This window comes from Paracoccus cavernae (assembly GCF_042430175.1).
GTDB lineage: Bacteria > Pseudomonadota > Alphaproteobacteria > Rhodobacterales > Rhodobacteraceae > Paracoccus > Paracoccus cavernae.
The window spans coordinates 65687-91794 of record NZ_JBHMDZ010000046.1 but is presented as its reverse complement, the minus strand read 5'-3'; the positions used below and the strand labels follow the sequence as shown (position 1 = coordinate 91794).

The following is a 26108-nucleotide window of genomic DNA, read 5'->3' as shown; positions in this document are numbered from 1 at the left end:
TATCCCGGGGTCGGGGGCAGCGCCCCCGGAACTTTCCTGCCGGAAGAAGGTGCCCCGCCCCCCGAGCCCTCGCCGGACCGAAAAGGGGGCGGTTGCCGTGCTCCTTATTCGTCTTCGAGGATCTGGCGGCGTGCCTCGACGCGCAATTCCGCCATTTTGGCACGGATGCCGGCCTCGTCGGCTTTACCGTCAAGATCGTCGGCCAGTTTGCGGAAAACATCGCCGTCGCCGGGCTCGTTGAAATCCGACGTGACGACGGTCAGCGCATAAGAGCGCGCCTCGTCGCCGGTTTTTCCCAAAAGCGCTGCGGCCCATTCGCCCAAAAGCCGGTTGCGGCGGGCCTCGGCCTTGAAGGTCAGCTCTGCATCCTTTGCGAACTTTGCTTCATAGGCGCGTTCGCGGTCGTCAAAAGTCGTCATTCGGGCCTCCTTGAGGATCGGGAGAGACAAGAGCGAGCATTGGCGTGATCATTGGTTGCAATTCAGATATGCGCAAGGCGGCTTCCTGCATCAACCCTGTATTGCTCATTCCCCCCATTCTGGCCTATAGCGCGAAGAGCGACATACTTGCTGACGGGAGAAGCGCATTATGGCACCACGGCGCAAGAAAATCTACGAAGGCAAAGCAAAGATCCTTTACGAAGGGACCGAGCCGGGCACGCTGATCCAATACTTCAAGGATGATGCGACCGCCTTCAACGCCCAGAAGAAAGCCACGATTGACGGCAAAGGCGTGTTGAACAACCGCCTGTCCGAGTATTTCATGAACGGCCTGACCAATATCGGCGTTCCGAACCACTTCATCCGCCGCATCAATATGCGCGAGCAATTGATCCGTCAGGTCGAGATCATTCCGCTGGAAGTGATCGTGCGCAATTTCGCGGCAGGCTCGCTGTCGAAGCGCCTCGGTCTCGAGGAAGGCACGGCGCTGCCGCGTCCGATCGTCGAATATTCCTACAAGAACGACGAGCTCGGCGATCCGATGGTCTCCGAGGAGTACATCATCGCCTTCGGCTGGGCCGCGCAGCAGGATCTCGACGATATCGTCAGCCTTGCCTTGCGGGTCAACGATTTCCTCTCGGGCGTCTTCTACGGCGTCGGCATCAAGCTGATCGACTTCAAGATCGAGATCGGCCGGATCTGGGACGGCGATTTCATGCGCCTGATCGTCGCCGACGAAATCAGCCCCGACAGCTGCCGACTGTGGGACGTCAAAACCGGCCAGAAGCTGGACAAGGACGTCTTCCGCCGCGATCTGGGCTCGTTGACCGATGCCTATACCGAGGTGGCGCGCCGGCTGGGGCTGATGCCCGCCAATACCACCTCCCTCTCGAAGCCCACGCTGATCAACTGAAAGGCCCGCCGATGAAAGCTCGTGTCACCATCATGCTCAAGGATGGCGTTCTGGATCCGCAGGGCGAGGCGATCCGCCACGCTTTGGGCGGGCTCGGCTTTGGCGGCGTCGAGGGCGTGCGTCAGGGCAAGGTCATCGAGCTTGATCTTGCAGGCAGCGATCGCGCTGCAGCCGAAACGGAAGTGGCGAAAATGTGCGAAAGCCTGCTCGCCAATACCGTGATCGAGAAATATTCGGTCGAGATCCTTTGACCGGCAACCGGACCGGGGCTCTGCCCCGGACCCCGGGATATTTGCGCATGAAAGATGGGCTGCGGCCTGTCTTTCCATTTGCCGGAGGCGGCCATGATTGACCGGCTCAACATGTTTATGGTTCTGGCGCGCGAAGAGCATTTCGGGCGCGCAGCCGAGGCTTTGGGGATCACCCAGCCCACCCTTTCCTCTGCAATCCGCGCGCTTGAGGACCAGTTGGGTGTCCAGCTGGTCCGGCGCGGCTCGCGCTTTCAGGGGCTGACCCCCGAAGGAGAGCGGGTCTTGGGCTGGTCGCGCCGGATCGTCGCCGATGCGCGTGCCATGCAGGCCGAGATGAAAGCCTCGCGCGAGGGGGTTTCGGGTCGTTTGCGCATCGGGGTGATCCCGACCGCCATGCCGCGCATTGCCGAGCTGACCGCGCCTTTCCTGCAGCGCCATCCCAATGCCGCCGTCAGCATCCTGTCGCGGTCCTCGGACGAGATCCGCGACCAGATCGACGCTTTGGAGCTGGATGCGGGCATCACCTATCTCGACAGCGAGCCCTTGGGCCGCGTCCAGTCGATGCCGCTTTACCGCGAGACCTATTGTCTGGTCGACCGCAGCGCGGCCGAGGGCGCCGCCGAATGGTCCGAGGCGGCACAGCGTCCGCTTTGTCTGCTCACGCCCGATATGCAGAACCGCCGCATTGTCATGCGCCATCTGCTTGCGGCGGGCGTCGAGGCCGAGCCGCGGGTCGAATCGACCTCGATGCTGTCGATCCTTGCCCATGTCGCGAGCGGAGATTGGGCGGCGATCCTGCCGCAGGGGTTGGCCGAGGGGCTGCCGCTGCCCCATGGAGTCCACGCGCGGCCGTTGCGTGGCGAGGGTCATCTGGTCGGGCTCGTCACCGCCGCCCGCGAGCCGCATCCCCCTTTGGTCGAAGCTCTGTGGAAAGCGGCGCGTTCGATAGGGAAAGTCGATCAATAAACGATAGATTGCAATTGAGTTGTCTATCGACGGGCGTTAATCTTTGAAGAAGATAGACTAGCCCGGAATGATCCAGCCATGACTCGAATGCCGCCCGACCGGGCCTTTGACGCCGAAGCGCAAAGCCACCTGCAAACCATCATCGCGCGCCATATCGATCGCGAAGGGCCTTTGCTGCCGATTTTGCACGATATTCAGGCCGATTGGGGCATGATCCCAGAGGATGCGCAGCCGATTCTGGCCAAGGCTTTGGGGATCACGCGGGCCGAAGTGTATGGCGTCGTCAGCTTTTACCACGATTTCCGCGACCACCCGACCGCACCGCATGTGCTGCGTTTGTGCCGCGCGGAATCCTGTCAGTCGATGGGTGCGGACGAATTGGCCGACCAGATCTGCAAGGCTTTGGGCATCGGCTGGCACGAGACCACGCCCGACGGCCGCCTGACGCTCGAGCCGGTCTTTTGTCTGGGCCTGTGCGCTTGTGCGCCTTCGGCCGAGCTGGACGGCAAGCTGATCGGACGGGCGAATGCCGCCAAAATCGGGCGACTGGTTGCCGAGGTGCGCGCATGAAGATCTATGTTCCCATTGATGCGGCCGCCCGTGCGCTTGGCGCGGATGATGTCGCGAAAACCATGGCTGCCGAGCTGGCGAAACAGGGCGTCGAGGCCCAGATCGTGCGCAACGGCTCGCGCGGGATGATCTGGCTCGAGCCGCTGGTCGAGGTTGATCTGGACGGCACCCGCGTCGGCTTCGGTCCTTTCGAGGTTGAGGATGTCGCGGATCTGGTCGCCGAGATCGTGGCCGGTCTGACGGCGGACAGCCGCAAACATCCGCGCGCCTTGGGTCCGGTCGAGGAACTCGACTGGATGAAGGGGCAGCAGCGTCTGACATTCGCCCGCGTGGGCGTGATCGATCCGGTTTCGATGGATGATTTCATCGCGCATGGCGGGCTGAACGGGCTCAAGGCGGCGATTGCGGCAGGGCCGGAAAAGATCGTGGCCGAGGTCATGGATTCGGGACTGCGCGGCCGTGGCGGCGCGGGTTTTCCGACCGCGATCAAGTGGAAGACCGTGGCCGGTGCCGCAGGTCCGCAGAAATACATCATCTGCAATGCCGACGAGGGCGATTCGGGCAGCTTCGCCGACCGGATGCTGATGGAGGGCGATCCGCTTTGCCTGATCGAAGGCATGGCGATTGCGGGTATCGCGGTCGGCGCAACGCAGGGCTATGTCTATATCCGCAGCGAATATCCCGATGCGATCCGCGCGATGAACGATGCGATCAAGGCGGCGCGGGCCTACGGAATGCTCGGCGCGAAGATGCTCGGCTCGGATTACGCCTATGACATGGAGGTGCGCGTTGGCGCGGGCGCCTATGTCTGCGGCGAGGAAACCAGCCTGCTCAACAGCCTCGAAGGCAAGCGCGGCGTGGTTCGCGCCAAGCCGCCGATCCCCGCGCTTGAAGGTTTTCTTGGCCGTCCGACGGTCGTGAACAACGTGCTCTCGCTTGGTGCGGTGCCGTGGATTTTGGAACATGGCGGCGCGGCTTATGGTGCGCTGGGGATTGGCCGCTCCAAGGGGACGATTCCGATCCAGATCGCTGGCAATGTCAAATTCGGCGGGCTTTACGAGGCCGCTTTCGGCATGAAGCTGGGCGATATCGTCATGGGCATCGGCGGCGGCACGATTTCGGGCCGTCCGGTCAAGGCGGTTCAGGTCGGCGGGCCATTGGGCTCCTATATTCCGGTCGCGAATTTCGACGTGCCCTTCGGCTATGAAGAGCTCGCCACCAAAGAGGGCCTTCTGGGCCATGCCGGCATCACCGTTTTCGACGATACCGCCGATATGCTGAAACTTTCGCGTTTCGCGATGGAGTTCTGCGCGGTCGAAAGCTGCGGCAAATGCACGCCCTGCCGCATCGGCTCGACACGCGGTGTCGAAACGATCGACCGCATCGCCGAGGGTGATCTCGACGGAATCGAGATCCTGAAAGACCTGTGCAACACGATGAAATGGGGCTCGCTTTGTGCGCTCGGGGGCTTTGCGCCTTTCCCGGTCATGTCCGCGCTGACGCATTTCCCCGATGATTTTACCAACCGGGGCACTGCCCGCAGGGAGGCAGCAGAATGAAAGACTTCATCATTCCCGACCGCGACATGGGTACGCCTGCGGTCAAGTCCGATGTCAAAGTCACGCTGAAGATCGACGGGATCGCTGTGACGGTTCCGGCGGGAACCTCGGTCATGCGTGCGGCGGCAGAGGCGGGGATTTCGGTTCCCAAACTTTGCGCGACCGACAACCTCGCCTCTTTCGGGTCGTGCCGTCTGTGCGTCGTCCAGATCGACGGGATGCGCGGCACGCCTGCCTCCTGCACCACGCCGGTCAGCGAAGGGATGAGCGTTCACACCCAGACCGACGAGATCGCGCAGATCCGTCGCGGCGTGATGGAGCTTTATATCTCGGACCACCCGCTCGACTGTCTGACTTGTGGTGCGAACGGCGATTGCGAATTGCAGGATATGGCCGGTGCGGTCGGCCTGCGCGAGGTCCGCTACGAGCCGGGCAAGAACCATTTCGCCAAACGCACGGCCGAAGGCCCGAACCCCGAATGGCGGCCCAAGGACCAGTCGAACCCCTATTTCACTTTCGATCCGGCGAAATGTATCGTCTGCAACCGCTGCGTTCGCGCCTGCGAGGAAGTGCAGGGGACCTTCGCGCTGACGATCGAGGGTCGCGGTTTCGACAGCCGCGTCTCGCCGGGCATGGCTTCGGACAGCTTCCTCGCCTCGGATTGCGTGAGCTGCGGCGCCTGTGTTCAGGCCTGCCCGACCGCGACCCTGATCGAGAACACCGTCCTCGATATCGGCACGCCCGAGCGCATCGTGAAGACGACCTGCGCCTATTGTGGCGTCGGCTGCTCGTTCGATGCGCATATGCGCGGCGAGCAGGTCGTGCGCATGGTGCCCTCCAAGGACGGCAAGGCCAACCACGGCCATAGCTGCGTCAAAGGTCGTTTCGCCTGGGGCTACGCCACCCACCGCGACCGCATCCTCAAGCCGATGATCCGCGAGAAGATCACCGATCCGTGGCAGGAAGTCAGCTGGGACGAGGCACTCGATTTCGCGGCGACCCGCCTGCGCCAGACCCAGGCCGATTTCGGCAAGGATTCGATCGGCGTCATCACCTCCTCGCGCTGCACCAACGAGGAAACCTATCTCGTCCAGAAGCTCGCTCGCGCGGTTTTCGGCAACAACAACACCGATACCTGCGCCCGCGTCTGCCATTCGCCGACCGGCTATGGTCTGGGCAAGACCTTCGGCACCTCGGCCGGCACGCATGATTTCGACTCGATCGAAGAGACCGATCTGATGCTGATCATCGGCGCGAACCCGACCGACGGGCACCCCGTCGTCGGTTCGCGCATGCGGGCACGCTTGCGCAAAGGCGCGGGGCTGATCGTGGTCGATCCGCGCCGCACCGACATTCTCGATACGCCGCATATGGGCATGGGGCTGCACCTGCCGCTGCGTCCGGGCACCAACGTCGCGGTCGTGACCGCTTTGGCCCATGTGATCGTCACCGAGAAGCTTTATGACGAGGAATTCATCCGCGAGCGCTGCGACTGGAACGAATTCAAGGAATACATGGAATTCGCGGCCCTGCCCAAACATTCGCCCGAAGAGGTCGAAGCCCTGTGCAAGGTTCCTGCGCATCTCGTGCGCGAGGCCGCCCGCGCCTATGCCAAAGCGCCGCGCGCCTCGATCTTCTACGGGCTGGGCGTGACCGAGCATTCGCAGGGCTCGACCACGGTCATGGCGATCGCGAACCTCGCGATGATGACCGGCAATATCGGCAAGAACGGCACCGGCGTGAACCCGCTGCGCGGCCAGAACAACGTGCAGGGTTCGTGCGATATGGGCTCGTTCCCGCATGAATATCCCGGCTATCGCCATGTCAGCGATCCGGCGACCCGCGCGCTTTACGAACGCGTCTGGGGCGTGCCTTTGTCCGACGAGCCGGGCCTGCGCATCCCCAACATGTTCGACTTCGCGCTTCAGGGCAAATTCAAGGGCCTCTATTGTCAGGGCGAGGATATCGTCCAGTCCGATCCCGACACCAAGCACGTCACCTCGGCGCTGTCGGCGATGGATATCGTCATCGTTCAGGATCTCTTCCTTAACGAGACCGCCAACTACGCCCATGTCCTGCTGCCCGGTTCGAGCTTCCTCGAAAAGGACGGCACCTTCACCAATGCCGAGCGCCGCATCAACCGCGTGCGCCGCACCATGACGCCCAAGAACGGCTACGAGGATTGGGAGATCACCCAGCTTCTGGCCAACCGCATGGGCGGCAACTGGAGCTATCCGCATCCCGAAGCGATCATGGACGAAATCGCCATGACCACGCCGAGCTTTGCGGGCGTGAGCTATGCGCTGCTCGACGAGGTCGGCTCCGTGCAATGGCCGTGCAACGAGGCGGCGCCTTTGGGCACGCCGCTGATGCATGTCGACGGCTTCGTGCGCGGCAAGGGCAAGTTCATCCATACCGAATATGTCGCGACCGACGAGCGCACCGGCGCGCGCTTCCCGCTCTTGCTGACGACGGGGCGCATCCTGTCGCAGTATAACGTCGGCGCACAGACGCGGCGGACCGAGAACACGGTCTTCCACCCCGAGGATATCCTCGAGATCCATCCGTCGGATGCGGAAAACCGCGGTTTGCGCAATGGCGACTGGGTGCGCGTGGCCTCGCGTTCGGGCGATACGACCTTGCGTGTCGAAATCACCGAGCGGGTGGCGCCGGGTGTGGTCTATACGACCTTCCACCACCCGACGACGCAGGCTAACGTGGTCACGACGGACAACTCCGACTGGGCCACGAACTGCCCCGAGTTCAAGGTGACGGCCGTTCAGGTCAGCCCCTCGAACGGGCCGAGCGACTGGCAGGAGGAATATCAGGCGCATTCCGATCTGGCGCGCCGGATTCTGCCGACAGCGGCGGAATAAGCGCCGGTTCGGGGTTCGCTCGGGATCGTGCGGGGATGAAGGACAAGGTGGCACAGGCTCCGATGATGTGGCGCGACGGCGGCTGGCTCGAGGCCGGTTCGCCCGATGCCCGCGGTCGGGCCGCCGCTTTGCCTCCCAGCCCCGAGGAAGTGCCCGTGGCCATCGTCATCGACGGCATGTCGCAGGCGGTCTTGATGGCCTCGCCGCATGACCTGCAGGATTTCGCGACGGGCTTCGCCCTGACCGAAGGCATGATCGCCGCGCCCGAGGACATTACGGGATTCGAGACGGTTGCGGTCAGCGCCCAAGGCCTTGGCGGGATCGAGGCGCGGCTTTGGCTGAAGCCGGGCCTCTCGGTCGGGCTGATCGAGCGCAAACGTTCGATGATCGGGCCGGTGGGCTGCGGGCTCTGCGGCGTCGACAGCATCGATGCCGCTCTGCCCGACATCATCGCGGTCGGCGAAGGCATGGTGCTTGCCCCCGAGGATGTGGGGCGCGCCATGGCCGCTCTCTCCGAGGGCCAGATCCTGCGCCGCCGGACCCCCGCGATCCATGCGGCGGGCTTTTGGGACGGGCAGGCGATGGTTGTTCGCGAGGATGTCGGCCGCCACAACGCGCTCGACAAGCTTGCCGGCGCTTTGGCGCGGCAGGGGATCGACGGGCGCAGGGGCGCGATCGTCATGTCCTCGCGGCTCTCGGTCGATCTGGTGCAGAAGGCGGCGCGGATCGGGGCGGGGGTGATTATCGGGGCTTCGGCGCCGACCGAATTGGCGCTGGCCTGGGCCGAGGCCGCCGGCATGACGCTGATCGCGCGGGCGCGCGGTCGGGATTTCGATCTTTATACCCATCCGCAGCGCATTGCGGCAAAGCAAGGACAGTAACATGGCAACGGACAAGCTGATCCGCATGGCAACCCAGATGGCGGATTTCTTCCGCAGCCAGCCCGAGCCGGCGCCCAAAGCCGTGGCCGAGCATATCAACCAATATTGGAACTATCCGATGCGCCGCTCGCTGATCGAACAGATCAAGGCCGGTGCCGAGGCCGATCCGATCGTGCGCGACAGCATCGCCTTCATCAAGCTTCCCGACGAGGCGGCCCCGCAGGCCTGAGGCGGGTTTCCCCCGCTTCGGGGGCAGCCGCGTTTTGCCTCTGCCGTCCGGCGGGTTTCGGTGGTAACTTTCGCCCATGGCTCAAATTCCTTCCCGACAACAGATTCTCGACTGGGTGGCAGAACATCCGGAATCGAGCGCGAAACGTGACATTGCGAAAGCCTTCGGCATCAAGGGTGCCGAACGGATCGAGCTGAAACGCCTGCTCAAGGAGCTGGAGGCCGAAGGCCTGCTCGAGCGGCGCAAGCGCCATTATCACGACGCCGACCGCCTGCCGCCGATCTCGGTGGTGCAGATCCTCCATCCCGATGCGCAGGGCGATCTGTTCGCCAAGCCGATGGAATGGCAGGGCGAGGGCCTTCAGCCGCGCATCCTTTTCGTCGCCCGCAAAGGCGATCCCGCTGTCGCCCCCGGCGAGCGCATCCTTGCGCGACTGGCCGAGGTTCAGGGCGAGGATCATCAATACGAGGCGCGGCTGATCCGCCGCATCGGCCATACGCCCCATAAAATCGTCGGCATTTTCCGCAAGGACGGTGACGGCGGCCGCATTCTTCCGATCGAGAAAGGGTCGGACAAGGAATGGCGCGTGCCCCCGAACAGCCTGTTCGGCGCGCAGGACGGCGAGCTGGTCGAGGCCGAGCAATCGGGCCCCAAAGGCCGCATGGGCCTGCCGATCGCGCGCATTGTCGAGCGTCTGGGCGATCCTTCGGCACCGCGCTCGGTCAGCCTGATCGCGATCCACCAGCACGGCATTCCCGATGATTTCCCCGATGCGGTGATCCATGCCGCCGATGCGGCGCGCCCGCTCGGTATGAAGGGCCGCGAGGATCTGCGCGATGTGCCGCTGGTCACAATCGACCCCGCCGATGCGCGCGACCACGATGATGCGGTCGCAGCCACGATCGAGGAAGACGGCGGCGCCATCGTCTGGGTCGCGATTGCCGATGTCGCGGCCTATGTCCAGCCCGGCTCACCCATCGACCGCGAGGCGCGGCATCGCGGCAATTCCAGCTACTTCCCCGACCGCGTCGTGCCGATGCTGCCCGATGTGCTGTCGGGCGATCTGTGCTCGCTGCATGAAGGTGTCGACCGTCCGGTCATCGCGGTGCGGCTGCATCTGGATGCGCAAGGCAACAAGCTCTCGCATACGTTCCATCGTGGCATGATGCGCTCGCTCGCCTCACTGTCTTATGAACAGGCGCAGGCGGCGGCCGACGGCAATCCCGACGAGGTGACCGCGTCCTATCTCGATTATGTCATCAAGCCGCTGTGGCATGCATACGCGCTACTCAAAGCCGCGCGGGAGCGTCGCCAGCCGCTTGATCTCGATCTGCCCGAGCGCCGGATCGAGCTGACGCCCGACGGGCGCGTCAAATCGGTCAATTTCCGCGAGCGTTACGACGCGCACAAGCTGATCGAAGAGATGATGGTGCTGGCCAACGTCGCCGCCGCCGAAGAGCTGATCGCGCGCCGCCGCCCGCTTTTGTTCCGCGTCCACGAGGAACCCTCGCTCGCCAAGATCGACGCTTTGCGCGAGGTGGCGCAGGCTTCGGGTTTCACTCTGCCCAAGGGGCAGGTGCTGCAAACCAGCCAGCTCAATCGCTTGCTGTCGCAGGCCGAAGGCACCGATTTCGACGAGCTGATCAACGTCACGACCCTGCGCTCGATGACGCAGGCCTATTATGCGCCCGAAGGGCTGGGCCATTTCGGCCTCGCGCTCAGGAATTACGCGCATTTCACCTCGCCGATCCGGCGCTATGCCGATCTGATCGTGCATCGGGGGCTGATCTCGGCCCATGGCTGGGGCAAGGACGGGCTTTCGCACGAGGATGTCGAGACGCTGTCGGAAACCGCGCAGCATATCTCGGAGACCGAGCGCCGCTCGATGGCGGCGGAGCGCGATACCACCGACCGCTATCTCGCGGCCTATCTCTCGGATCGGGTCGGGGCCGATTTCGCGGGCCGCATCAGCGGCGTGCAGCGTTTCGGCGCTTTCGTGAAGCTGGACGAGACCGGCGCGGACGGCCTGCTGCCGATCCGCGAGATCGGGAACGAGTATTTCATCTACGACGCTGATCAACAGACGCTGATGGGGTCGGAAACCGGCCTCGAAATCGCGGTCGGCCAGCGAGTCACCGTGCGTCTGCGCGAGGCGGCTCCGGTCACGGGCGGCTTGATGCTCGAGCTGATCGAGCTGGAAGGCAAGAGCCTCGCCATCGGTCCGCGCGGTCGCCGCAAAGGCGGGCCGCGCAAGATGTCGGTGCAATCGCGTCTCAAAGAGGTGCAGCGCGCCAAGAAGCGCAAGCGCATCCGCATCCAGAAATGACGAAGGGCGGCCCTAGGGCCGCCCTTTCACTTTGGCGTGGTCGGGCAGGGGCCGAGGTCAGAGGACCAAAAGCCCGCCGCCGATGATGATGCCCGAAATCAGCAGCACCACGACGCAATAGCCCATGATGTCGCGCGCCTTCAGCCCCGCGATACCCAGCATCGGCAGCGCCCAGAAGGGCTGGAGCATGTTCGTCCATGCATCACCCCAGGCGACCGCCATGGCGACACGCGGCATATCCGCGCCAAGCGCCTGCGCCGCCGGCAGCATGACGGGGGCCTGCACCGCCCATTGTCCGCCACCCGAGGGCACGAAGATATTGATGATCCCGCCCGCGATGAAGGTCCAGAAGGGCAGGGTCGTGGCCGTCGAGATCGAGACGAAGAACTCGGACAGGCTGGTCCCCAGCCCCGAGCCGGTCATGATCGCCATGATCCCCGCGTAAAAGGGGAACTGGACGACAATGCCCGCGCCGCCGCGGATCGCGGAATCCAGCGCCGCGAGGAAACTGCGCGCGGTGCCGTGCAGCACGATCCCGAGAAACAGGAACATGAAGTTCACGACGTTCAGGTTCAACCCGCCGCCGTTCACGAAGTAATAGACGAGCCAAGCCAGCGCGGGGATGCCCACGACCCACATCAGCAGGCGGCTGTTCTCCATCCGCTCGGCGGGGGTGGGGTTGGCCGGCATCGGCGCGGGCTCGTTCTCGGCCAGTGCCTCGGGCGAGACGAGGACGGTCTCATGCTCGGGGGGCATCATCATGCGGTTGGCCAGCGGGATGACGACGAAAAGCACCGCGACGATGATCAGGTTCCACGGCGCGAAGATCGTCTCGGAGGTCGGGATCAGGCCAAGCTGCGGCTCGGCGAAATGGCCCGGCGTGGTGATCGTCAGCGGGATCGAGCCCGAAAGGCCCGCATGCCAGATCACGAAACCCGAATAGGCCGAGGCGACCAGCAGGCGGTAATCGACCTTGATCTGGCGCGCGAGCTCCTTGGCGAAGATCGCGCCGACGACCAGACCAAAGCCCCAGTTCAGCCAGCTTGCGACCAGCGAAACCACAGTGACCAGCACGATTGCCGAACCGGCCGAGGTCGCGACGCTGGCCAGTTTGCGCAGCAGGCGTTTGACCGGCGGAGAGCTGGCGAGAATATAGCCGGTGACCAGCACCAAAAGCATCTGCATCGAGAATTCGAGCAGTTTCCAGAAGCCTTCGCCCCACATCTGCATGACGGCAAGGGGCGTGTTGCCCTCGACGAGGACGGCGGCAAGCACCGCGATGATCGTCAGAATGAGGACGAAGATGAAGGCGTCAGGCAGCCAGCGCTCCATGAGGCGGGTGGCTGGCCGAGACAGGATTCTCAACACGTTGGACTCTCCCTTTGGTCGGTTCTTTGAAGGGATGGTGACCAGAGGGTCGGGGATTGTCCATCACCCCGACGTGAAAAGGGCGGCCTTTGGCCGCCCTTTTGCAGAATTTGTCGGGCGGGATCAGCCGATGGCTGCCGCTTTGACGTCCTCGTCGATCTTGTCGACATATTGCGCGAAGTTGTCGCTGAACATGCCGACCAGTTTGCGGGCCTGCGCGTCATACGCATTACCATCCGCCCAGGTCGCGCGCGGGTCGAGCAGCGTCACATCAACGCCCGGAACCGAGACCGGAACGTCGAAGCCGAAGTTCGGATCCTTGCGGAATTCGACGCCGTTGAGCGAGCCGTCCAGCGCCGCCGCCAGAAGCGCGCGGGTCGCCTTGATCGGCATGCGCTTGCCGGTGCCGAAAGCGCCGCCGGTCCAGCCGGTGTTCACCAGCCAGCAATGCGCGCCGGTTTCCGCGATGCGTTTCTGCAGCAGCTTGCCGTATTCCTCGGGGCGACGCGGCATGAAGGGCGCGCCGAAGCAGGTCGAGAAGGTCGGGGTCGGCTCGACGATGCCGACTTCGGTGCCCGGGGTCTTCGAGGTGAAGCCCGAGAGGAAGTGGTACATCGCCTGCGCCGGCGTCAGACGCGCGATCGGGGGCAGGACGCCGTAGGCGTCGCAGGTCAGCATGATCACGTTCTTGGGCTTGCCGCCAAGGCTGTCGGCCGATGCGTTCGAGATATAGTCGAGCGGATAGGCGCAACGCATGTTGTCGGTGATCGAGTTGTCCTCGAAGTCGAGTTCAAGCGTGTCCTGATCGTAGACCATGTTCTCGATTACGGTGCCGAATTTATGCGTGGTCGCATAGATTTCCGGCTCGTGTTCGGCCGAGAGGCTGATGGTTTTCGCATAGCAGCCGCCTTCGAAGTTGAAGACGCCGTTATCCGACCAGCCGTGCTCGTCGTCGCCGATCAGCGTGCGCGAGGGATCGGCCGAAAGCGTGGTCTTGCCGGTGCCCGACAGACCGAAGAAGATCGCGACATCATCTTTGTCGCCATGCGCGTGGTTGGCCGAGCAATGCATCGGCATCACGCCTTTTTCCGGCAGAAGGTAGTTCAGGATGGTGAACACGCCCTTCTTGTTTTCGCCCGAATACTGGGTGTTGCCGATCAGGATCATCTTTTTGTCGAAGTTGATCGCGATGACGGTTTCGCTGCGCGAGCCGTGACGGGCCGGATCGGCCTTGAAGCTCGGGCAGTTGATGATGGTGAACTGCGGCAGGAAGCTTGCCAGCTCGGCCGCTTCGGGGCGGCGCAGCAGGTGGCGGATGAAGAGGTTGTGCCAGGCCAGCTCGCTCACCACGCGCACGTCAAGGCGCAGCGCGGGGTCGGCACCGGCGTAAAGGTCCTGCACATAATAGTCGCGGCCCTTCATGTGCTCGAGCATATCGGCGTGGAGCACGTCGAAATGTTCGGGCGACATCGGCTTGTTGTTCTCCCACCAGATCGATCCTTCGACCGAGGGGGTGCGGACGACGAATTTGTCCTTGGGCGAACGGCCGGTATGGGCGCCGGTCGAAACGAGGAAAGCACCGCCGAGGCCCAGCTTGCCTTCACCGCGCTGGATGGCGGCGTCGATCAAAGCAGGCTCGAGAAGGTTGTAATAGACGTTGCCCAGCCCCGTGATTCCCTGGTCTTCCAGACGGCAGTTCGGGTTTACGCGCGGTGTGGCCATATCATGTGCTCCTGCATGAAGGAGACCGGCTAAAGCCGATCCTTTGCCCGTGCTATAACATGGCATTTCCATGAAGGAAGGCCGCAGTTCGGGCAGTTAGCGCAACCACAGATGTTTAGCGCAATCATTTAGTTTAAGTTAGAGTGATCGTGAATTTCCGCAATGCGGCGCGGGTGGCTGATCGCCTTTTCCGCGAGGGCCGCAGGGTCGATTCGCGCCGGAGGGGGCCTCTATGGCCTCGAAGGATGGTGAACCATTCCGCATCAAGGTCGAGGGAAAATGGACGGGCGGCAGGACATGCCTCGGCAAAGCATGCGACGGCAGGACGTGCGGCAGCGGAGCGCGCGACGGTGCGCAACCGCGCTTGCGGGTCCGATGGCGCGGCCCGCGGGATCTCGGGCCGCACGGGCAGGGAGCATAAAATGATCGTTCACGGCTCATGCGTGGTGATCGGCGGTCGCGCCGTCTTGATTCTCGGCCCCTCGGGTTCGGGCAAGTCGACGCTCGCGCTCGCGCTCATGGCGCGGGGCGGCTCTCTCGTCGCCGACGACCGCACGCTGCTTGATGCCGAAGACGGCCACCTATACGCCGATGCGCCCGAAACACTGCGCGGCATGATCGAGGCGCGCGGCGTCGGCATCCTTGCCGCGGATGCTGCGGGTCGCTCGGAAGTCACAGTTGTCGTCGATCTTTCCTCCGACGAGCCGGAGCGGTTGCCTCCGCGCCGCGAACGGGCTTTGCTGGGGGTAAGCCTGCCCCTTGTGCAGGGACCGATGAGACCACATTTTGATGCGGTAATAGTGCAGTTTCTGCTTAAAGGAAGGGCCGTCTAGGCCGTGACGGACAAGATGGAACAGAATGCGCAACGTGGCGTGACGGCCGGACCGGTGAATGGTGGCAACCACCATGCAGGCGTCGATGCGTCGCAGCCCGGCGATCATGGCGAGGCCAGCCAGCGCCTCGTTCTGGTGACCGGCCCTTCGGGGGCAGGGCGCTCGACTGCGATCAACGTGCTCGAGGATCTGGGTTACGAGGCGATCGACAACCTGCCTCTGACGCTGATCCCGCGCCTTCTCGACGGGCCGGCGCGACCCGTGCCGCTGGCTTTGGGGCTGGATGTGCGCAACCGCGACTTTTCGGCGGCCAACCTTATCGAGCTGATCGACCGGCTGACGCGGCGTCCCGATTACACGCTCGAGGTGCTCTATCTCGATTCCGCACCCGAGACGCTGCTGCGCCGCTACAGCGAGACGCGCCGCCGCCATCCGCTCTCCGCCGAGGGTGATCCGCTTGCCGGCATCATGGCCGAGCGCAACCTTCTGGCCCCGATCAAGGGCCGCGCCGATGTGCTCGTGGACACGACCGAGCTGTCGCCCCATGATCTCAAGGCCGAGCTCGCCAATTGGTTCGAAACCGAGGCCGGAAAGCGGCTGTCGGTCTCGGTCCAGTCGTTTTCGTACAAGCGCGGTGTGCCGCGCGGGGTCGACATCATGTTCGACTGCCGCTTTCTGGCCAACCCGCATTGGATCCCCGAATTGCGCGCCAAAGATGGCCGCGATCCGGAAGTGCAGGATTTCGTCGCCACCGATCCGCGATTCGCGGAATTCTTCGAGAAAGTGCGCGACCTGATCCTTTTTACCCTGCCTGCCCATCTCCAAGAGGGCAAAACCCATCTGGCCATCGGTTTCGGATGTACCGGAGGGCAACACCGTTCCGTCACTTTGGCTGAGGGGATGGCCGCTGCTCTTGCGGAAGCCGGCTGGCAGGTGTCTAAACGTCATAGGGAACTTGAACGCCGTGAACCGGCGCCGGCACCTGCGGACGATGCGTCACGCGAAGGATCGGCGAGATGGTAATCCGGCTGTCGCTACGTGGTGGATCGAGTTGATAGGAATCGTCATCGTAGGTCATGGTGGACTTGCGCGCGAATATCTTCATGCCGTGGAGCATGTGGTGGGGCCGCAAAACGGCGTCCGTGCCGTGACCATTGAAGAAGAACACGACCGTGGCCTGAAACAGGCCGAAATCTGCGCTGCTGCCGATTCAGTAGACAGCGGAGACGGTGTCGTTATCGTGACAGATCTGTTCGGAGGCTCGCCCTCGAACCTGTCGCTGATGGCCTGTACGGCCAAGAACCGCGCCATCCTGTATGGGGCAAACCTTCCCCTTCTGGTGAAGCTGGCAAAGTCGCGACAAATGTCGGTCGGCGATGCCGTTGCCGCCGCCAAAGAGGCGGGGCGCAAATATATCAACAGTTACAATGTGGACCCTGCCGAGGTTGTCCCCATTGCAAGCCGGGCGGTTTCATGACCGAAGCCGTTACCCAAGACCTCCAGATCATCAACGAAAAAGGCCTGCATGCGCGGGCCTCTGCGAAATTCGTGGAAACGGTCGAGCGTTTCGATGCGCGCGTGACGGTCGAAAAGGACGGGATGGAAGTCTCGGGCGATTCGATCATGGGCTTGCTGATGCTGGCCGCGCCGCGCGGCAGCACGATCCGCGTCACCGCACAGGGCGAACAGGCCGGAGAGCTCTCGCAGGCTTTGGCCTCGCTGGTCGGCGATTACTTCGGCGAAGGCATGTAGGCCGGTCTTGGCCTATCACCACGGCAATCTCCGGCAGGCGCTTGTCGATGCCACGATCACCCTCATCGAGGACAAGGGCCCGCTGGCCTTCACCCTGACCGAGGCCGCGCGTCTCGCCGGGGTCAGCGCTGCGGCGGTCTATCGCCATTTCGAGGGCCGCGACGATCTTTTGGCCGAAGTCGCGCGTCAAGGTTTCGATGAATTCGCCACCCGCCTGACCGCCGCTTTCGACGAGGGACGCCCCTCGGCGCTGAGCGCGATGGAGCGGATCGGCGCGGCCTATCTCCGCTTCGCCCGCGAGCGCAAGGGCCTCTATATGGCGATGTTCGAATCGGGCATGGCTTTTGGCGGCGATTCCGCGACGGGGCAGGCGGCCCATCGCGCCCAAGCCGTGCTGGTCGATGCCGCCCGCGCGCTTTTCCTGCCCTTTCCCGCTGCCGAGCGCCCGCCCGCCACCATGGTCGCCAGCCATATCTGGGCCATGAGCCATGGTGTGGTCGAGCTGTTCGCGCGCGGCAAACCCGGTGCGAACAGCCCGATTCCCCCCGAGCAGATGCTTGAAAGCGGCGTGCTGATCTATCTGCGCGGTTTGGGCATCATTCCGTCGTAACGGCCGCATTACCCGCCCGCCGGCGGCTGTTTTCCATCCTCTCTCCGATTTTTTCGCGCAGACTTATTGAACCCGTCCGCATCCTTCCCATCTATGTTAATGTGATTAACATAGTGATCCCGCAAAGAAGGAAGGTTTGACGATGAACTACCCTGCCTCGGATTGGGTCGGTAACGCGCGACCCGGACTGACGACGCCCTTTATCCGCGCCCGCGACTGGCTTGACGAGCGCGGCAAGTTTGCCTGGCTGGCCACGATGGTGCTGGGCTTCATCCTGTTCTGGCCGGTGGGTCTGGCCATTCTCGGTTATCTGATCTGGAGCAAGCGCATGTTCTGTTCGAAACGCAACCATTCCGCGCGCGGATCGTCCCATCTTTTCGCGCAAACGACCGGCAATTCGGCCTTTGACGCCTACCGCGACGAGACGCTGAAACGGCTCGAGGACGAGCACCACCAATTCGTCGACTTCCTGCAAAAGCTGCGCGAAGCGAAAGATAAGGCCGAGTTCGACGAGTTCATGCGCGGCAATCAGGCGCGCGGGACCGCAACCTCCGGCGATATCGAAGCACCCCGCGCCAGCTGATCGGACGTGGAACAGCTCGGGCCCGCTTGCAGGGGCCCGCGCTCAGCGGCAATTCTAACGGGCAGGGCGGCGGTCGGCGACCAGCCGCCCGCTTTTTTGCGCGGTGCTGCCTGGCTGATGGGCCGGCTGCGCGACCGGCTGGGCTGCTGCGGGCTGGTGCGGTGCCTGCACGGCAGGCGCGGCTGCAGAGGGCTGGCCATGGGGCGAGCCGCCCGCACGCGGATGCGCGCCAAGGGCCGGTTGGCTGAAGACGGGCGACTGCGCCGGTGCTTCGGCGGCCACTCTCGCTTTGGGCATTGCGCGGCCGCTGAAGACAGCTGCGGGCTGGGCCTCGTGGGAGGCGTCGTCATAGACGGGCACAGGCTGATGGGCGCTGCGGAGCGGGGCCTGCTGCGGTGCCGCGACGTGGGGCGCCGCGAGAACGCTGTCGTCGTAGGCCTGCATCTCGGCCGCCATGCGCGATTGGCTCGGGGCGACAGGTTGCGGTTGCGGTTCGTGCCAGACGTTGCTCTCCGGCATTTGCTGATCGGGCACCGGCGCTTCGGTTTGGGCGCGCATCACCGGCATCTGGCGGCTGAAGGCGGGCTTGGCTGCAGCTTTTGCGACGGGAGGCTGCGCAGTTGCAGATGCGGCGGCTTTGGCGGGCGCGCGCATCACCGGCGCATGACGAACGGGGGCGGGGGCTGCCGCGGGCGGCGCAACGGCGGCCTCGTCTTCCTCGAAGGGCTCGTCATGGAGGGGGGCGGGCTGGGATTGGGCGACGCGGCGTGCGGGCAGCTCGCGGCTGCGGGTCGCGGTCAGCGGCTTGGCCGCACGGCCGCCGGTTTCGACCAGCGTGGCCATGCGGCGCAGCGTTTTGTGGTTGGCGATCGCCAGATAGGCGCTACCGGCAAAGGTGATCAGCACGACGAAGCCGCCCAAGAGGACAAGCGCCGCGTAAAGCAGCTGCTCGGTATTCCCTTGGGCGTCCATGGCCATCTTGCCCGCGAGAGCAAGAATGGCCAAACCGGTCAACACCACCATCACGTTCATCAGACGTTCGAAACTGGTGATGAAGAAGTGTCGCATGATCGTCAGTCCCTTAGTAGCTGTACTCCGCATAGATGCGGGTCAGGTCGCGTGCCCAGTCGCCATTGTATTTTTCCAGCAGTTCATCGGCTGGAATGCGGCCGGTGTCCACGCTTTCCCGCAAGGTATTAAGGAAATGTGATTCATCGGGGACCAAACCGCCCGCGCCGGGCTTGGCGCGCGCCTTGAGACCCGCCTCGGAGATGTCGAGGACCTGACGCGCCAGATCGCGCATCTTGATCGCGCCGACCTCGGCATCGAGGGCGAGGCGCGATGCGCCGCGACGGAGTTCCTCGCGGGTTTCGTTATCCCAGCCCTTGACCAGATCCCAAGCCGCATCGAGCGCACCCTGATCGTACAAAAGACCGACCCAGAGCGCGGGAAGCGCGCACAGGCGGCGCCACGGGCCGCCGTCGGCACCGCGCATCTCGATGAATTTCTTGACGCGCGCCTCGGGGAAGACCGTCGTCATATGGTCGGCCCAGTCCGAGAGCGTCGGGATCTCGCCCGGAAGCGCCGGCAGTTTCCCCTTGAGGAAATCGCGGAAGCTCTGGCCCAAGGCATTGATATATTTGCCGTCGCGGTAGACGAAATACATCGGCACATCGAGAACGTAATCGACCCAACGCTCGTAGCCCATGCCGTCTTCAAAGGCGAAAGGCAGCATGCCGGTGCGCGCGTCGTCAAGGTGCTGCCAGATGTTCGCGCGCCAGCTCTTCATGCCGTTGGGCTTGTTGTCGAGGAAGGGCGAATTGGCGAAAAGCGCGGTCGCGACCGGCTGGAGCGCCAGCGCCACGCGCAGTTTCTGGACCATATCGGCTTCCGAGCCGAAATCGAGGTTCACCTGAACCGTACAGGTCCGGTACATCATGTCCTGACCCATCGTGCCGACGCGGGTCATGTAATCGGTCATCAGCCGGTAACGCCCCTTGGGCATCATCGGCATTTCCTTCAGCGACCAGACGGGCGCGGCACCAAGGCCGATAAAGCCCGCGCCGATCTTGCCCGCGATCTCTTTAACCTCGACGAGATGCTGGTTCACCTCGTCACAGGTCTGGTGGATCGTCTCGAGCGGGGCGCCCGACAGCTCCAGCTGGCCACCCGGCTCGAGGCTGACATTGGCGCCGTTGCGCGTCAGCCCGATGATGTGACCGGCTTCAAGCACCGGCTCCCAGCCGAAACGCTGCTGGAGCCCTTCGAGCATCGCCTTGATCGAGGCATCGCCGTCATAGGGAAGGGGTTTGTAATCCGCGGTCGTATAGCCGAACTTCTCGTGCTCGGTTCCGATCCGCCAATCTTCGCGCGGCTTTTCGCCCGAGGCGATGTAATCAGCAAGCTGTTCGGGTCGTTCGATCGGGCCGCCGCCCTGTTGAGGAATGGACATCGGTGGCCTTTCAATTGCCGTCTAAGGCCACAGGTGGCAACTCGGCACGGTCAAGTCAAGCGGGCGCGCTCCGGCCTCGTCCAAACGGTTTGCACCGAAGGGCCATTCCACTGCAAAGCGGCAGAAAATCGCCCCATATCGACGCCCGGAAGCGTGGCGAAAGCATTGGCCAATTGCTCGGCTCCGGCAGAATCGACGGGGATGAGCAGGGCCTGCCCGTCCGCGCTTTTCAGCCGCCAATGGCTGCGCCCCGACAGGACCAAAAGCCTGACCTCGACCAGATCGCGAAGACCGATCTCGCCACCCAGGGCACGGGCCGCGAAAAAGCGCACCGCGCCCTCGTCGACCTCGACCAGACCGGGTGCGGCGATGGTGCGACGAAAGCGCATCTGGCGGCGCGCATTCAGCCCCCATATCGCGGAAACCGCCATGATTGCCCCGCCGAGCGGCCAGAAAACATAGCCGCCCTTGGCGAAAACCCAGATCCCGAAAACCAGACAGACAAGCGCCGAGATGACCTCGCGCCAGGGCCGGAGCTGCTCGGCAAGGGCGGGGCGGATCATGCGAGATCCAGCGCCATGTCGCGGTGGGGAATGCCCGCGTCCAGATATTCGGGACCATAGGCCGCAAAGCCCAGCTTCTCGTAAAAGCCGATGGCATGGGTCTGGGCACCCAGCTTGGCCCGCGTCACGCCGGGCGTGGCCCGCAGCTCGACCAGAGCCGCGCGGATCAGCGCCGCGCCAAGTCCGGTGCCGCGCGCCTGTGGCAAAACCGCCACCCGCCCGATCTTTCCGGTCGTACCGTCGCGCAGGATCCGCGCCGTGCCCAAAGCCTGCCCGTCGACCACGGCCAGCAGATGGGTGGCGGTCTCGTCATGGGCGTCGCGCTCTTCTTCGACCGGAACATGCTGCTCTTCGACGAAAACCTTCAGCCGGATCGCCATGCAGGTCTCGAGGTCGGTGGTTTTCTCTATCATGCAAAATACCCATCTAGAACCGCGCGATAAATCCGCGCGAGCTGGCGCACCTGCTCGGCAGGGACACGCTCGTCGACCTCATGCATGAAACGACCCACGAGGCCGAATTCAAGGACCGGACAGTGATTTTGCACGAAGCGCGCATCCGAGGTGCCGCCACCGGTCGACAGCACCGGCGTCACGCCGGTTTCACGGGAAACCACCGCGCGCACCAGATCGACGAAGGGACCGGGCTCGGTGACGAAGCTTTCGCCGGAGCAATCGCTTTCCAGCGCGAATTCGACGCCGGTCTCGGTCTCGATGCGTTTGGCGCGGGCGGTCAGATCCGCAACAAGGCTTTCGCTGCTATGGGCATCGTTGAAACGGATGTTGAGCAGCGCGGTGGCGCGTTCGGGCACGACATTCGTCGTCTTGTTGCCGCAATCGATCGAAGTCACCTGCAGCCCCGAGGGCTCGAAATGCGCGGTGCCCTGATCCAGCGGCTCGGCTGTCAGCTCGCCCAGATAGCGTACCAGCGCATGAAGCGGGTTCTTCACCAGATGCGGATAGGCGGCATGGCCCTGCACGCCCTTGACCGAGATCTTGAAGTTGATCGAGCCGCGCCGGCCGATCTTCATCATCTCGCCCATGACATTGGGGTTCGATGGTTCGCCGACGATGCAGACCGACATCCGCTCGCCCTCGGCGCGCATCCAGTCCAGAAGCGCCACGGTGCCGTCACGGCTGGGGCCTTCCTCGTCGCCGGTGATGGTCAGGATCAGCGCGCCGTCTTCGGGCAGGCTCTCCGCCATATCGATCGCGGCGGCGGTAAAGGCCGCGACCCCCGATTTCATATCGGTCGCGCCGCGCCCCCAGATCATCCCGTCGATCTCCGCGCCCGAGAAGGGCGGATGGGTCCAGCTTGCCGCGTCTCCGGGCGGCACGACGTCGGTATGGCCGTTGAAACCGAAGGTCCGCGGCGCGCCTTTGGGCCCCTTGCGTGCAAAGAGATTCGGCGTGCCGTTGCGGTCGACCCGATGCGTGACAAAGCCCGCCTCGCAAAGCAGCTCTTCGAGCAGCACGAGCGCGCCGCCTTCTTCGGGCGTGACCGAGGGGCAGCGGATCAGTTGGGCGGTAAGGTCGGCGGCGTCGATATGCATGGGGCGGCTCTGGCTTTCGCGCTGGTTGGGCAAGGATGTCATAGCGATACACCTGCAGGGCGGTCCTTCCAAGTGTGGCGGCGGATCGCGCGGGCGCGGTGGCGCGAAAGTCATATTCGTGCGTCATTGATATAATTTTAGCATGATAGTTGCGCTGCGGTTGCGAAGGGGCTAGAAATTGCTGCAACGCCGCAAGGGATGATTGCCATGACCGTGACTGCTGCCCAGACCGCCACTACCAATGTTGCCGCCCATCCTGCCGCATCTGCTGCACCGGATCTTGAAACTCTGGCGCTGGCGCGGAGCATCCTCCCCGAAGTCGAGGCGCTGCAGGCACGCGGCCGCGAGGCCTTGCTCGCCGTCGTCGCCCCCAAGGGCAAGCCCGAGGCGGCGCTGATCGAAGAGCACCAGCATGCCGCCCATGCCCTGTCCTGGCTCGCGACCTATGTCGAATCGCTGCGCCAGATGGTCGCCTGGGCCGAACGTCTGGACGGCGAAGGCAAGTTCGCTGCGATGGAGCGGCTGATTTTCGCGATCGGGACCGGCGAATATCTGACCCAGATCGCGGGCGGCATTCCGATGAGCCAGACCGAATTCGCGCGGCTTTCGGATCTGGGGATCGATTGGCAGCCCTCGAATGATGCGCGGGTGCTGATGCGTGGCAACAATCCGCAAGCCCGCGCGGCTCTGGTCTCCCTCATGCAGGAGAACCACGGCCGTGCGACCTTCGGGGCGACGGGCCTCGACGAGGATCTCGAGATGATCCGCGACCAGTTCCGCCGCTATGCCGATGACCGCGTCGTCCCCAATGCGCATCAATGGCACCTCGACGACCAGTTGATCCCGATGGAGATCATCACCGAACTGGCCGAGTTGGGCGTTTTCGGCCTGACCATCCCCGAGGAATTCGGCGGGCTCGGGCTTTCCAAAGCCTCGATGGTGGTGGTGTCGGAAGAACTCTCGCGCGGCTATATCGGCGTGGGCTCGCTCGGGACGCGTTCGGAAATCGCGGCGGAGCTGATCATCGGCGGCGGCACCGAGGCGCAAAAGGCGCAATGGCTGCCCGCGCTCGCCTCGGGCGAGATCCTTCCGACAGCGGTCTTTACCGAACCCAATACCGGCTCCGATCTGGGCAGCCTGCGCACGCGGGCGGTGCGCGAAGGCGACGAATACAGCGTGACGGGCAACAAGACCTGGATCACCCATGCCGCGCGCACCCATGTCATGACGCTGCTCGCGCGCACCGATCCCGAGACCAGCGATTACCGCGGCCTGTCGATGTTTCTGGCCGAAAAGACGCCGGGCACCGAGGCCGAGCCTTTCCCGACCGCAGGCATGACCGGCGGCGAGATCGAGGTTCTGGGCTATCGCGGCATGAAGGAATACGAACTCGGCTTCGACGGGTTCAAGGTCAAGGCCGAGAACCTTCTGGGGGGCGTCGAGGGGCAGGGCTTCAAACAGCTGATGCAGACCTTCGAATCGGCGCGCATCCAGACGGCGGCGCGGGCGATCGGGGTTGCGCAATCGGCTTTGGAGTTGGGCCTGCGCTATGCGCTCGACCGCAAACAGTTCGGCAAAGCGCTGGTCGCCTTCCCGCGCGTGGCCGACAAACTGGCGCTGATGGCAGTCGAAATCATGATTGCGCGCCAGCTGACCTATTACTCGGCGTGGCAGAAAGACCACGATCGCCGCTGCGATCTCGAGGCAGGCATGGCCAAGCTTCTGGGCGCGCGCGTGGCATGGTCGGCAGCCGATAACGCCTTGCAAATCCACGGAGGAAACGGTTTCGCGCTGGAATATGCGATCAGCCGCGTGCTCTGCGATGCGCGGATCCTCAACATCTTCGAGGGTGCGGCGGAGATACAGGCGCAAGTCATTGCGCGGCGTTTGCTGGGATAACTGGATTTTCGTTCGATTTCATGGGAACTTGCGCAGCGCCCGAAGGTTGGGCCAAAAATTCAGGACGCAACGGAGTCATAAATGAACCGCATTCTCGCCCTTTCCGCAGCCGCCGCTGCAGTTCTTGGCCTTGCCGCTTGTGAGCCGACCGGCACCACGGCTGGCGCGCCGGGTGCGGTTCCGACCGGCGATTTCGTTCTGGTGGGCATTGGCGCCGATGCGGTCCCGACGCGCGACGTGCTGCTGACGATCGCGGCCGACGGCTCGATCTCGGGTCAGGGCCCGTGCAACAGCTACAGCGCCAGCCAGACCGCCGTTCCGCCGGCCTTCCAGCTTGGCCCGATGGTCTCGTCGCGCGCGGCTTGCCCCGCGCACAAGGGTCTCGAGGGCCGTTACCTGCAGGCGCTGCAGGGCGCGACCGGCATCACCTATGACGGCGGCGTGCTCAAGATCAGCGGCCCGACCTATCTGACCTTCGAGCCCGGCCGTCCGGCCAGCATGGTCGCCGCAGGCAACAGCGCGGTCAACACCACCGCCGCTGCGGTCGACGCCGCCCGCTAAGGGACGGCTAATCGCTTTCGCGCTGCAACAGCCGCGCAATCAGCCTGTCCCTTGCGGGGGGCAGGCTTTTTCCTGCGTGCTCCTCGGCCATGCGGGCGCGCAGGAAATGGCCGGTCAGCGTGAAGGCGTCGCGCATCCCGCCATTGCCGGTCCCGCCGAGAAGCGAGGGCAGGGGCAAGAGCCGGTCGGCCCATTCGCCCGCCCCTTCGCGGCTGACGGCGCGGCCGGTGCGCGGGCTCACGAAGGCCAGCCCATCGCGCCTGCCGGTGACGGCGCAGGCCGTGAGGTCAAGGCCGAAGCCCAACTCGTCGAGCAAGCGCAGCTCCCATGCCAGATAGGCGTGGCTCCAGCCGCTTTCGCCCGCCGGAACGCCCTGATCCATCAGATCGAGAAGCTGTTCGGTCGCCTCGTGCAGGCGGGGATGGGGATCGTGTTCGGGCAAAGCGAAGACGACAAGCGCCGTGACCGCATTCACCCCGTCGAGCGCCAGGGCATCGGCCAGAAGGCCCGACCGCGCGCGGGCGGGTTCGGCGGAAAAGGTTCCGAGCTGGCCCTCGATCCGTGCGCGCCAGCGCAGTGCCACCACCGTGCCGCGCTGGATCATCGCGGCACGCTTGGCGCTGGCTCCGCCCGGCAGGATCCCCGAAATCAGCCCGATGTCGCGCGCGAAAGCCGTCAGGATAACGGCATTCTCGCCATGCCTGCGCGCCTGCATCACACTGGCTTCACCCGACCATTCCACCCGAAACCTCTCGCGCCCCTTATGCCAGCGTCAGCCCGCCCTTGTCGTCGAGCGGCCAGAACGGATTGGTGGCGATTTCCCAGACATGGCCGTCGGGATCGGCGAAATAGCCCGAATAGCCGCCCCAGAAAACCTTCTCGGGCCGTTTGAGCAGCGTGGCACCCGCAGCCAGAGCGGCATCGAAAACCGCATCGGTTTCGCCATCATCGCGGCAGTTCTGCGCCAGCGTCACCGCCCCCGTGCCGAGGCTCGCACCCGCGCGGCCCTGATCGGCGGCAAGATCGTCATGGCCGAAGAGGCCGAGCGCCGCGCCATCCATCTGGTAGAAGGTCACCGCATCATTCGAGGAGGGATGCATCTCCCAACCCCAAGCCTCGTAGAATGCGCGCGCGCGCGTCATGTCGCGGGTTGCGAGCGTGATCAGCGTCACGCGCTGGCGTGGCAGCGGCAAAGCGGAGGC

The 26108-nt window shown here is 64.2% G+C and carries 27 protein-coding genes; 17 read left to right on the top strand and 10 right to left on the bottom strand.

From position 1 onward, the window contains the following. Positions 1 to 104 precede the first annotated feature (104 nt). A complete protein-coding gene (locus ACFFUC_RS15695; RefSeq protein ID WP_377687778.1) occupies positions 105 to 419 on the bottom strand; it encodes a DUF1476 domain-containing protein in 315 nt (104 codons plus the stop codon). 169 nt (positions 420 to 588) lie between these two features. Between ACFFUC_RS15695 and purC the strand changes: the two genes are divergently transcribed. From purC to rnr, 9 genes are all read left to right on the top strand, one after another. Next, entirely contained in the window at positions 589 to 1353 is a 765-nt protein-coding gene (gene purC, locus ACFFUC_RS15690) for a phosphoribosylaminoimidazolesuccinocarboxamide synthase (RefSeq protein WP_377687777.1), read from the top strand. 11 nt (positions 1354 to 1364) lie between these two features. Further along, on the top strand, positions 1365 to 1604 hold the full coding sequence (gene purS / locus ACFFUC_RS15685; RefSeq protein WP_377687776.1) for a phosphoribosylformylglycinamidine synthase subunit PurS: 240 nt from the start codon (positions 1365 to 1367) through the stop codon (positions 1602 to 1604). Between the two features lie 93 nt (positions 1605 to 1697). Beyond that, the gene (locus tag ACFFUC_RS15680; RefSeq protein ID WP_377687775.1) at positions 1698 to 2570 is read left to right on the top strand and encodes a LysR family transcriptional regulator; all 873 of its coding nucleotides are present in this window, start codon (positions 1698 to 1700) and stop codon (positions 2568 to 2570) included. A 78-nt stretch (positions 2571 to 2648) separates the two neighbouring features. Further along, positions 2649 to 3140 carry a formate dehydrogenase subunit gamma gene (locus ACFFUC_RS15675; RefSeq protein ID WP_377687774.1) on the top strand — a complete coding sequence of 164 codons (492 nt, stop codon included), beginning with the start codon at positions 2649 to 2651 and terminating at the stop codon, positions 3138 to 3140. Continuing rightward, positions 3137 to 4699, top strand: coding sequence for a formate dehydrogenase beta subunit (locus ACFFUC_RS15670; RefSeq protein ID WP_377687773.1), 1563 nt, complete (start codon positions 3137 to 3139; stop codon positions 4697 to 4699). The genes ACFFUC_RS15675 and ACFFUC_RS15670 overlap by 4 nt, the downstream gene beginning before the upstream one ends. Next, positions 4696 to 7575 carry a formate dehydrogenase subunit alpha gene (fdhF, locus tag ACFFUC_RS15665; protein WP_377687772.1) on the top strand — a complete coding sequence of 960 codons (2880 nt, stop codon included), beginning with the start codon at positions 4696 to 4698 and terminating at the stop codon, positions 7573 to 7575. The genes ACFFUC_RS15670 and fdhF overlap by 4 nt, the downstream gene beginning before the upstream one ends. 35 nt (positions 7576 to 7610) lie before the next feature. Further along, on the top strand, positions 7611 to 8456 hold the full coding sequence (gene fdhD / locus ACFFUC_RS15660) for a formate dehydrogenase accessory sulfurtransferase FdhD (protein WP_377687770.1): 846 nt from the start codon (positions 7611 to 7613) through the stop codon (positions 8454 to 8456). Position 8457: 1 nt separating this feature from the next. Beyond that, a complete protein-coding gene (locus tag ACFFUC_RS15655; RefSeq protein ID WP_377687769.1) occupies positions 8458 to 8685 on the top strand; it encodes a formate dehydrogenase subunit delta in 228 nt (75 codons plus the stop codon). Positions 8686 to 8761: 76 nt separating this feature from the next. Next, positions 8762 to 11011: a ribonuclease R gene (gene rnr / locus ACFFUC_RS15650; protein ID WP_377687768.1), complete on the top strand. Its 2250-nt coding sequence runs from the start codon at positions 8762 to 8764 to the stop codon at positions 11009 to 11011. Positions 11012 to 11068: 57 nt separating this feature from the next. Here the strand turns inward: rnr and ACFFUC_RS15645 are convergent, their stop codons facing one another. Both ACFFUC_RS15645 and ACFFUC_RS15640 read right to left on the bottom strand, forming a co-directional pair. Then, the gene (locus ACFFUC_RS15645) at positions 11069 to 12379 is read right to left on the bottom strand and encodes a short-chain fatty acid transporter (RefSeq protein WP_377687767.1); all 1311 of its coding nucleotides are present in this window, start codon (positions 12377 to 12379) and stop codon (positions 11069 to 11071) included. A gap of 123 nt (positions 12380 to 12502) precedes the next feature. Next, positions 12503 to 14101, bottom strand: coding sequence for a phosphoenolpyruvate carboxykinase (locus ACFFUC_RS15640; RefSeq protein ID WP_377687766.1), 1599 nt, complete (start codon positions 14099 to 14101; stop codon positions 12503 to 12505). A 422-nt stretch (positions 14102 to 14523) separates the two neighbouring features. On the opposite strand from ACFFUC_RS15640, the gene ACFFUC_RS15635 reads away from it, so the two are divergent. The 6 genes from ACFFUC_RS15635 to ACFFUC_RS15610 all read left to right on the top strand — a co-directional run bounded on the left by ACFFUC_RS15635 (position 14524) and on the right by ACFFUC_RS15610 (position 17879). Further along, a complete protein-coding gene (locus tag ACFFUC_RS15635) occupies positions 14524 to 14934 on the top strand; it encodes an HPr kinase/phosphorylase (protein ID WP_377687764.1) in 411 nt (136 codons plus the stop codon). A gap of 3 nt (positions 14935 to 14937) precedes the next feature. Further along, positions 14938 to 15957 (top strand): RNase adapter RapZ, encoded by a 1020-nt coding sequence (rapZ, locus tag ACFFUC_RS15630; protein ID WP_377687763.1) that lies wholly within the window; start codon positions 14938 to 14940, stop codon positions 15955 to 15957. 28 nt (positions 15958 to 15985) lie between these two features. Then, positions 15986 to 16411, top strand: coding sequence for a PTS sugar transporter subunit IIA (locus tag ACFFUC_RS15625; protein ID WP_377687762.1), 426 nt, complete (start codon positions 15986 to 15988; stop codon positions 16409 to 16411). After that, complete coding sequence (locus tag ACFFUC_RS15620) at positions 16408 to 16686, top strand: HPr family phosphocarrier protein (RefSeq protein WP_377687761.1); 279 nt, start codon at positions 16408 to 16410, stop codon at positions 16684 to 16686. The genes ACFFUC_RS15625 and ACFFUC_RS15620 overlap by 4 nt, the downstream gene beginning before the upstream one ends. A gap of 7 nt (positions 16687 to 16693) precedes the next feature. Next, on the top strand, positions 16694 to 17296 hold the full coding sequence (locus ACFFUC_RS15615; protein WP_377687760.1) for a TetR/AcrR family transcriptional regulator: 603 nt from the start codon (positions 16694 to 16696) through the stop codon (positions 17294 to 17296). Between the two features lie 142 nt (positions 17297 to 17438). Further along, complete coding sequence (locus tag ACFFUC_RS15610; protein ID WP_377687759.1) at positions 17439 to 17879, top strand: DUF2852 domain-containing protein; 441 nt, start codon at positions 17439 to 17441, stop codon at positions 17877 to 17879. Between the two features lie 54 nt (positions 17880 to 17933). Here the strand turns inward: ACFFUC_RS15610 and ACFFUC_RS15605 are convergent, their stop codons facing one another. Genes ACFFUC_RS15605 through dapE form a run of 5 tightly spaced genes read right to left on the bottom strand, consistent with a single transcriptional unit; the run spans position 17934 to position 22446 of the window. Then, entirely contained in the window at positions 17934 to 18947 is a 1014-nt protein-coding gene (locus tag ACFFUC_RS15605; protein ID WP_377687758.1) for a hypothetical protein, read from the bottom strand. Between the two features lie 13 nt (positions 18948 to 18960). Next, positions 18961 to 20331 (bottom strand): glutamate--cysteine ligase, encoded by a 1371-nt coding sequence (locus tag ACFFUC_RS15600; protein WP_377687757.1) that lies wholly within the window; start codon positions 20329 to 20331, stop codon positions 18961 to 18963. A gap of 50 nt (positions 20332 to 20381) precedes the next feature. Then, positions 20382 to 20894: a hypothetical protein gene (locus tag ACFFUC_RS15595; RefSeq protein ID WP_377687756.1), complete on the bottom strand. Its 513-nt coding sequence runs from the start codon at positions 20892 to 20894 to the stop codon at positions 20382 to 20384. Further along, entirely contained in the window at positions 20891 to 21307 is a 417-nt protein-coding gene (locus ACFFUC_RS15590) for a GNAT family N-acetyltransferase (protein ID WP_377687755.1), read from the bottom strand. Before ACFFUC_RS15590 ends, ACFFUC_RS15595 begins: the two co-directional genes overlap by 4 nt. After that, a complete protein-coding gene (gene dapE / locus ACFFUC_RS15585) occupies positions 21304 to 22446 on the bottom strand; it encodes a succinyl-diaminopimelate desuccinylase (protein WP_377687851.1) in 1143 nt (380 codons plus the stop codon). The genes ACFFUC_RS15590 and dapE overlap by 4 nt, the downstream gene beginning before the upstream one ends. Before the next feature lie 207 nt (positions 22447 to 22653). Here dapE and ACFFUC_RS15580 point away from each other — a divergent pair, with 207 nt between their 5' ends. Then, complete coding sequence (locus ACFFUC_RS15580; RefSeq protein ID WP_377687754.1) at positions 22654 to 24345, top strand: acyl-CoA dehydrogenase family protein; 1692 nt, start codon at positions 22654 to 22656, stop codon at positions 24343 to 24345. 81 nt (positions 24346 to 24426) lie between these two features. Next, complete coding sequence (locus ACFFUC_RS15575) at positions 24427 to 24906, top strand: META domain-containing protein (protein WP_377687753.1); 480 nt, start codon at positions 24427 to 24429, stop codon at positions 24904 to 24906. 7 nt (positions 24907 to 24913) lie between these two features. On the opposite strand, the gene recO is transcribed toward ACFFUC_RS15575, so the two are convergent. Together recO and ACFFUC_RS15565 are read right to left on the bottom strand one after the other, a co-directional pair. After that, a complete protein-coding gene (gene recO / locus ACFFUC_RS15570) occupies positions 24914 to 25648 on the bottom strand; it encodes a DNA repair protein RecO (RefSeq protein ID WP_377687752.1) in 735 nt (244 codons plus the stop codon). 19 nt (positions 25649 to 25667) lie between these two features. Further along, entirely contained in the window at positions 25668 to 26093 is a 426-nt protein-coding gene (locus ACFFUC_RS15565) for a VOC family protein (RefSeq protein WP_377687850.1), read from the bottom strand. Between the last annotated feature and the right edge of the window lie 15 nt (positions 26094 to 26108).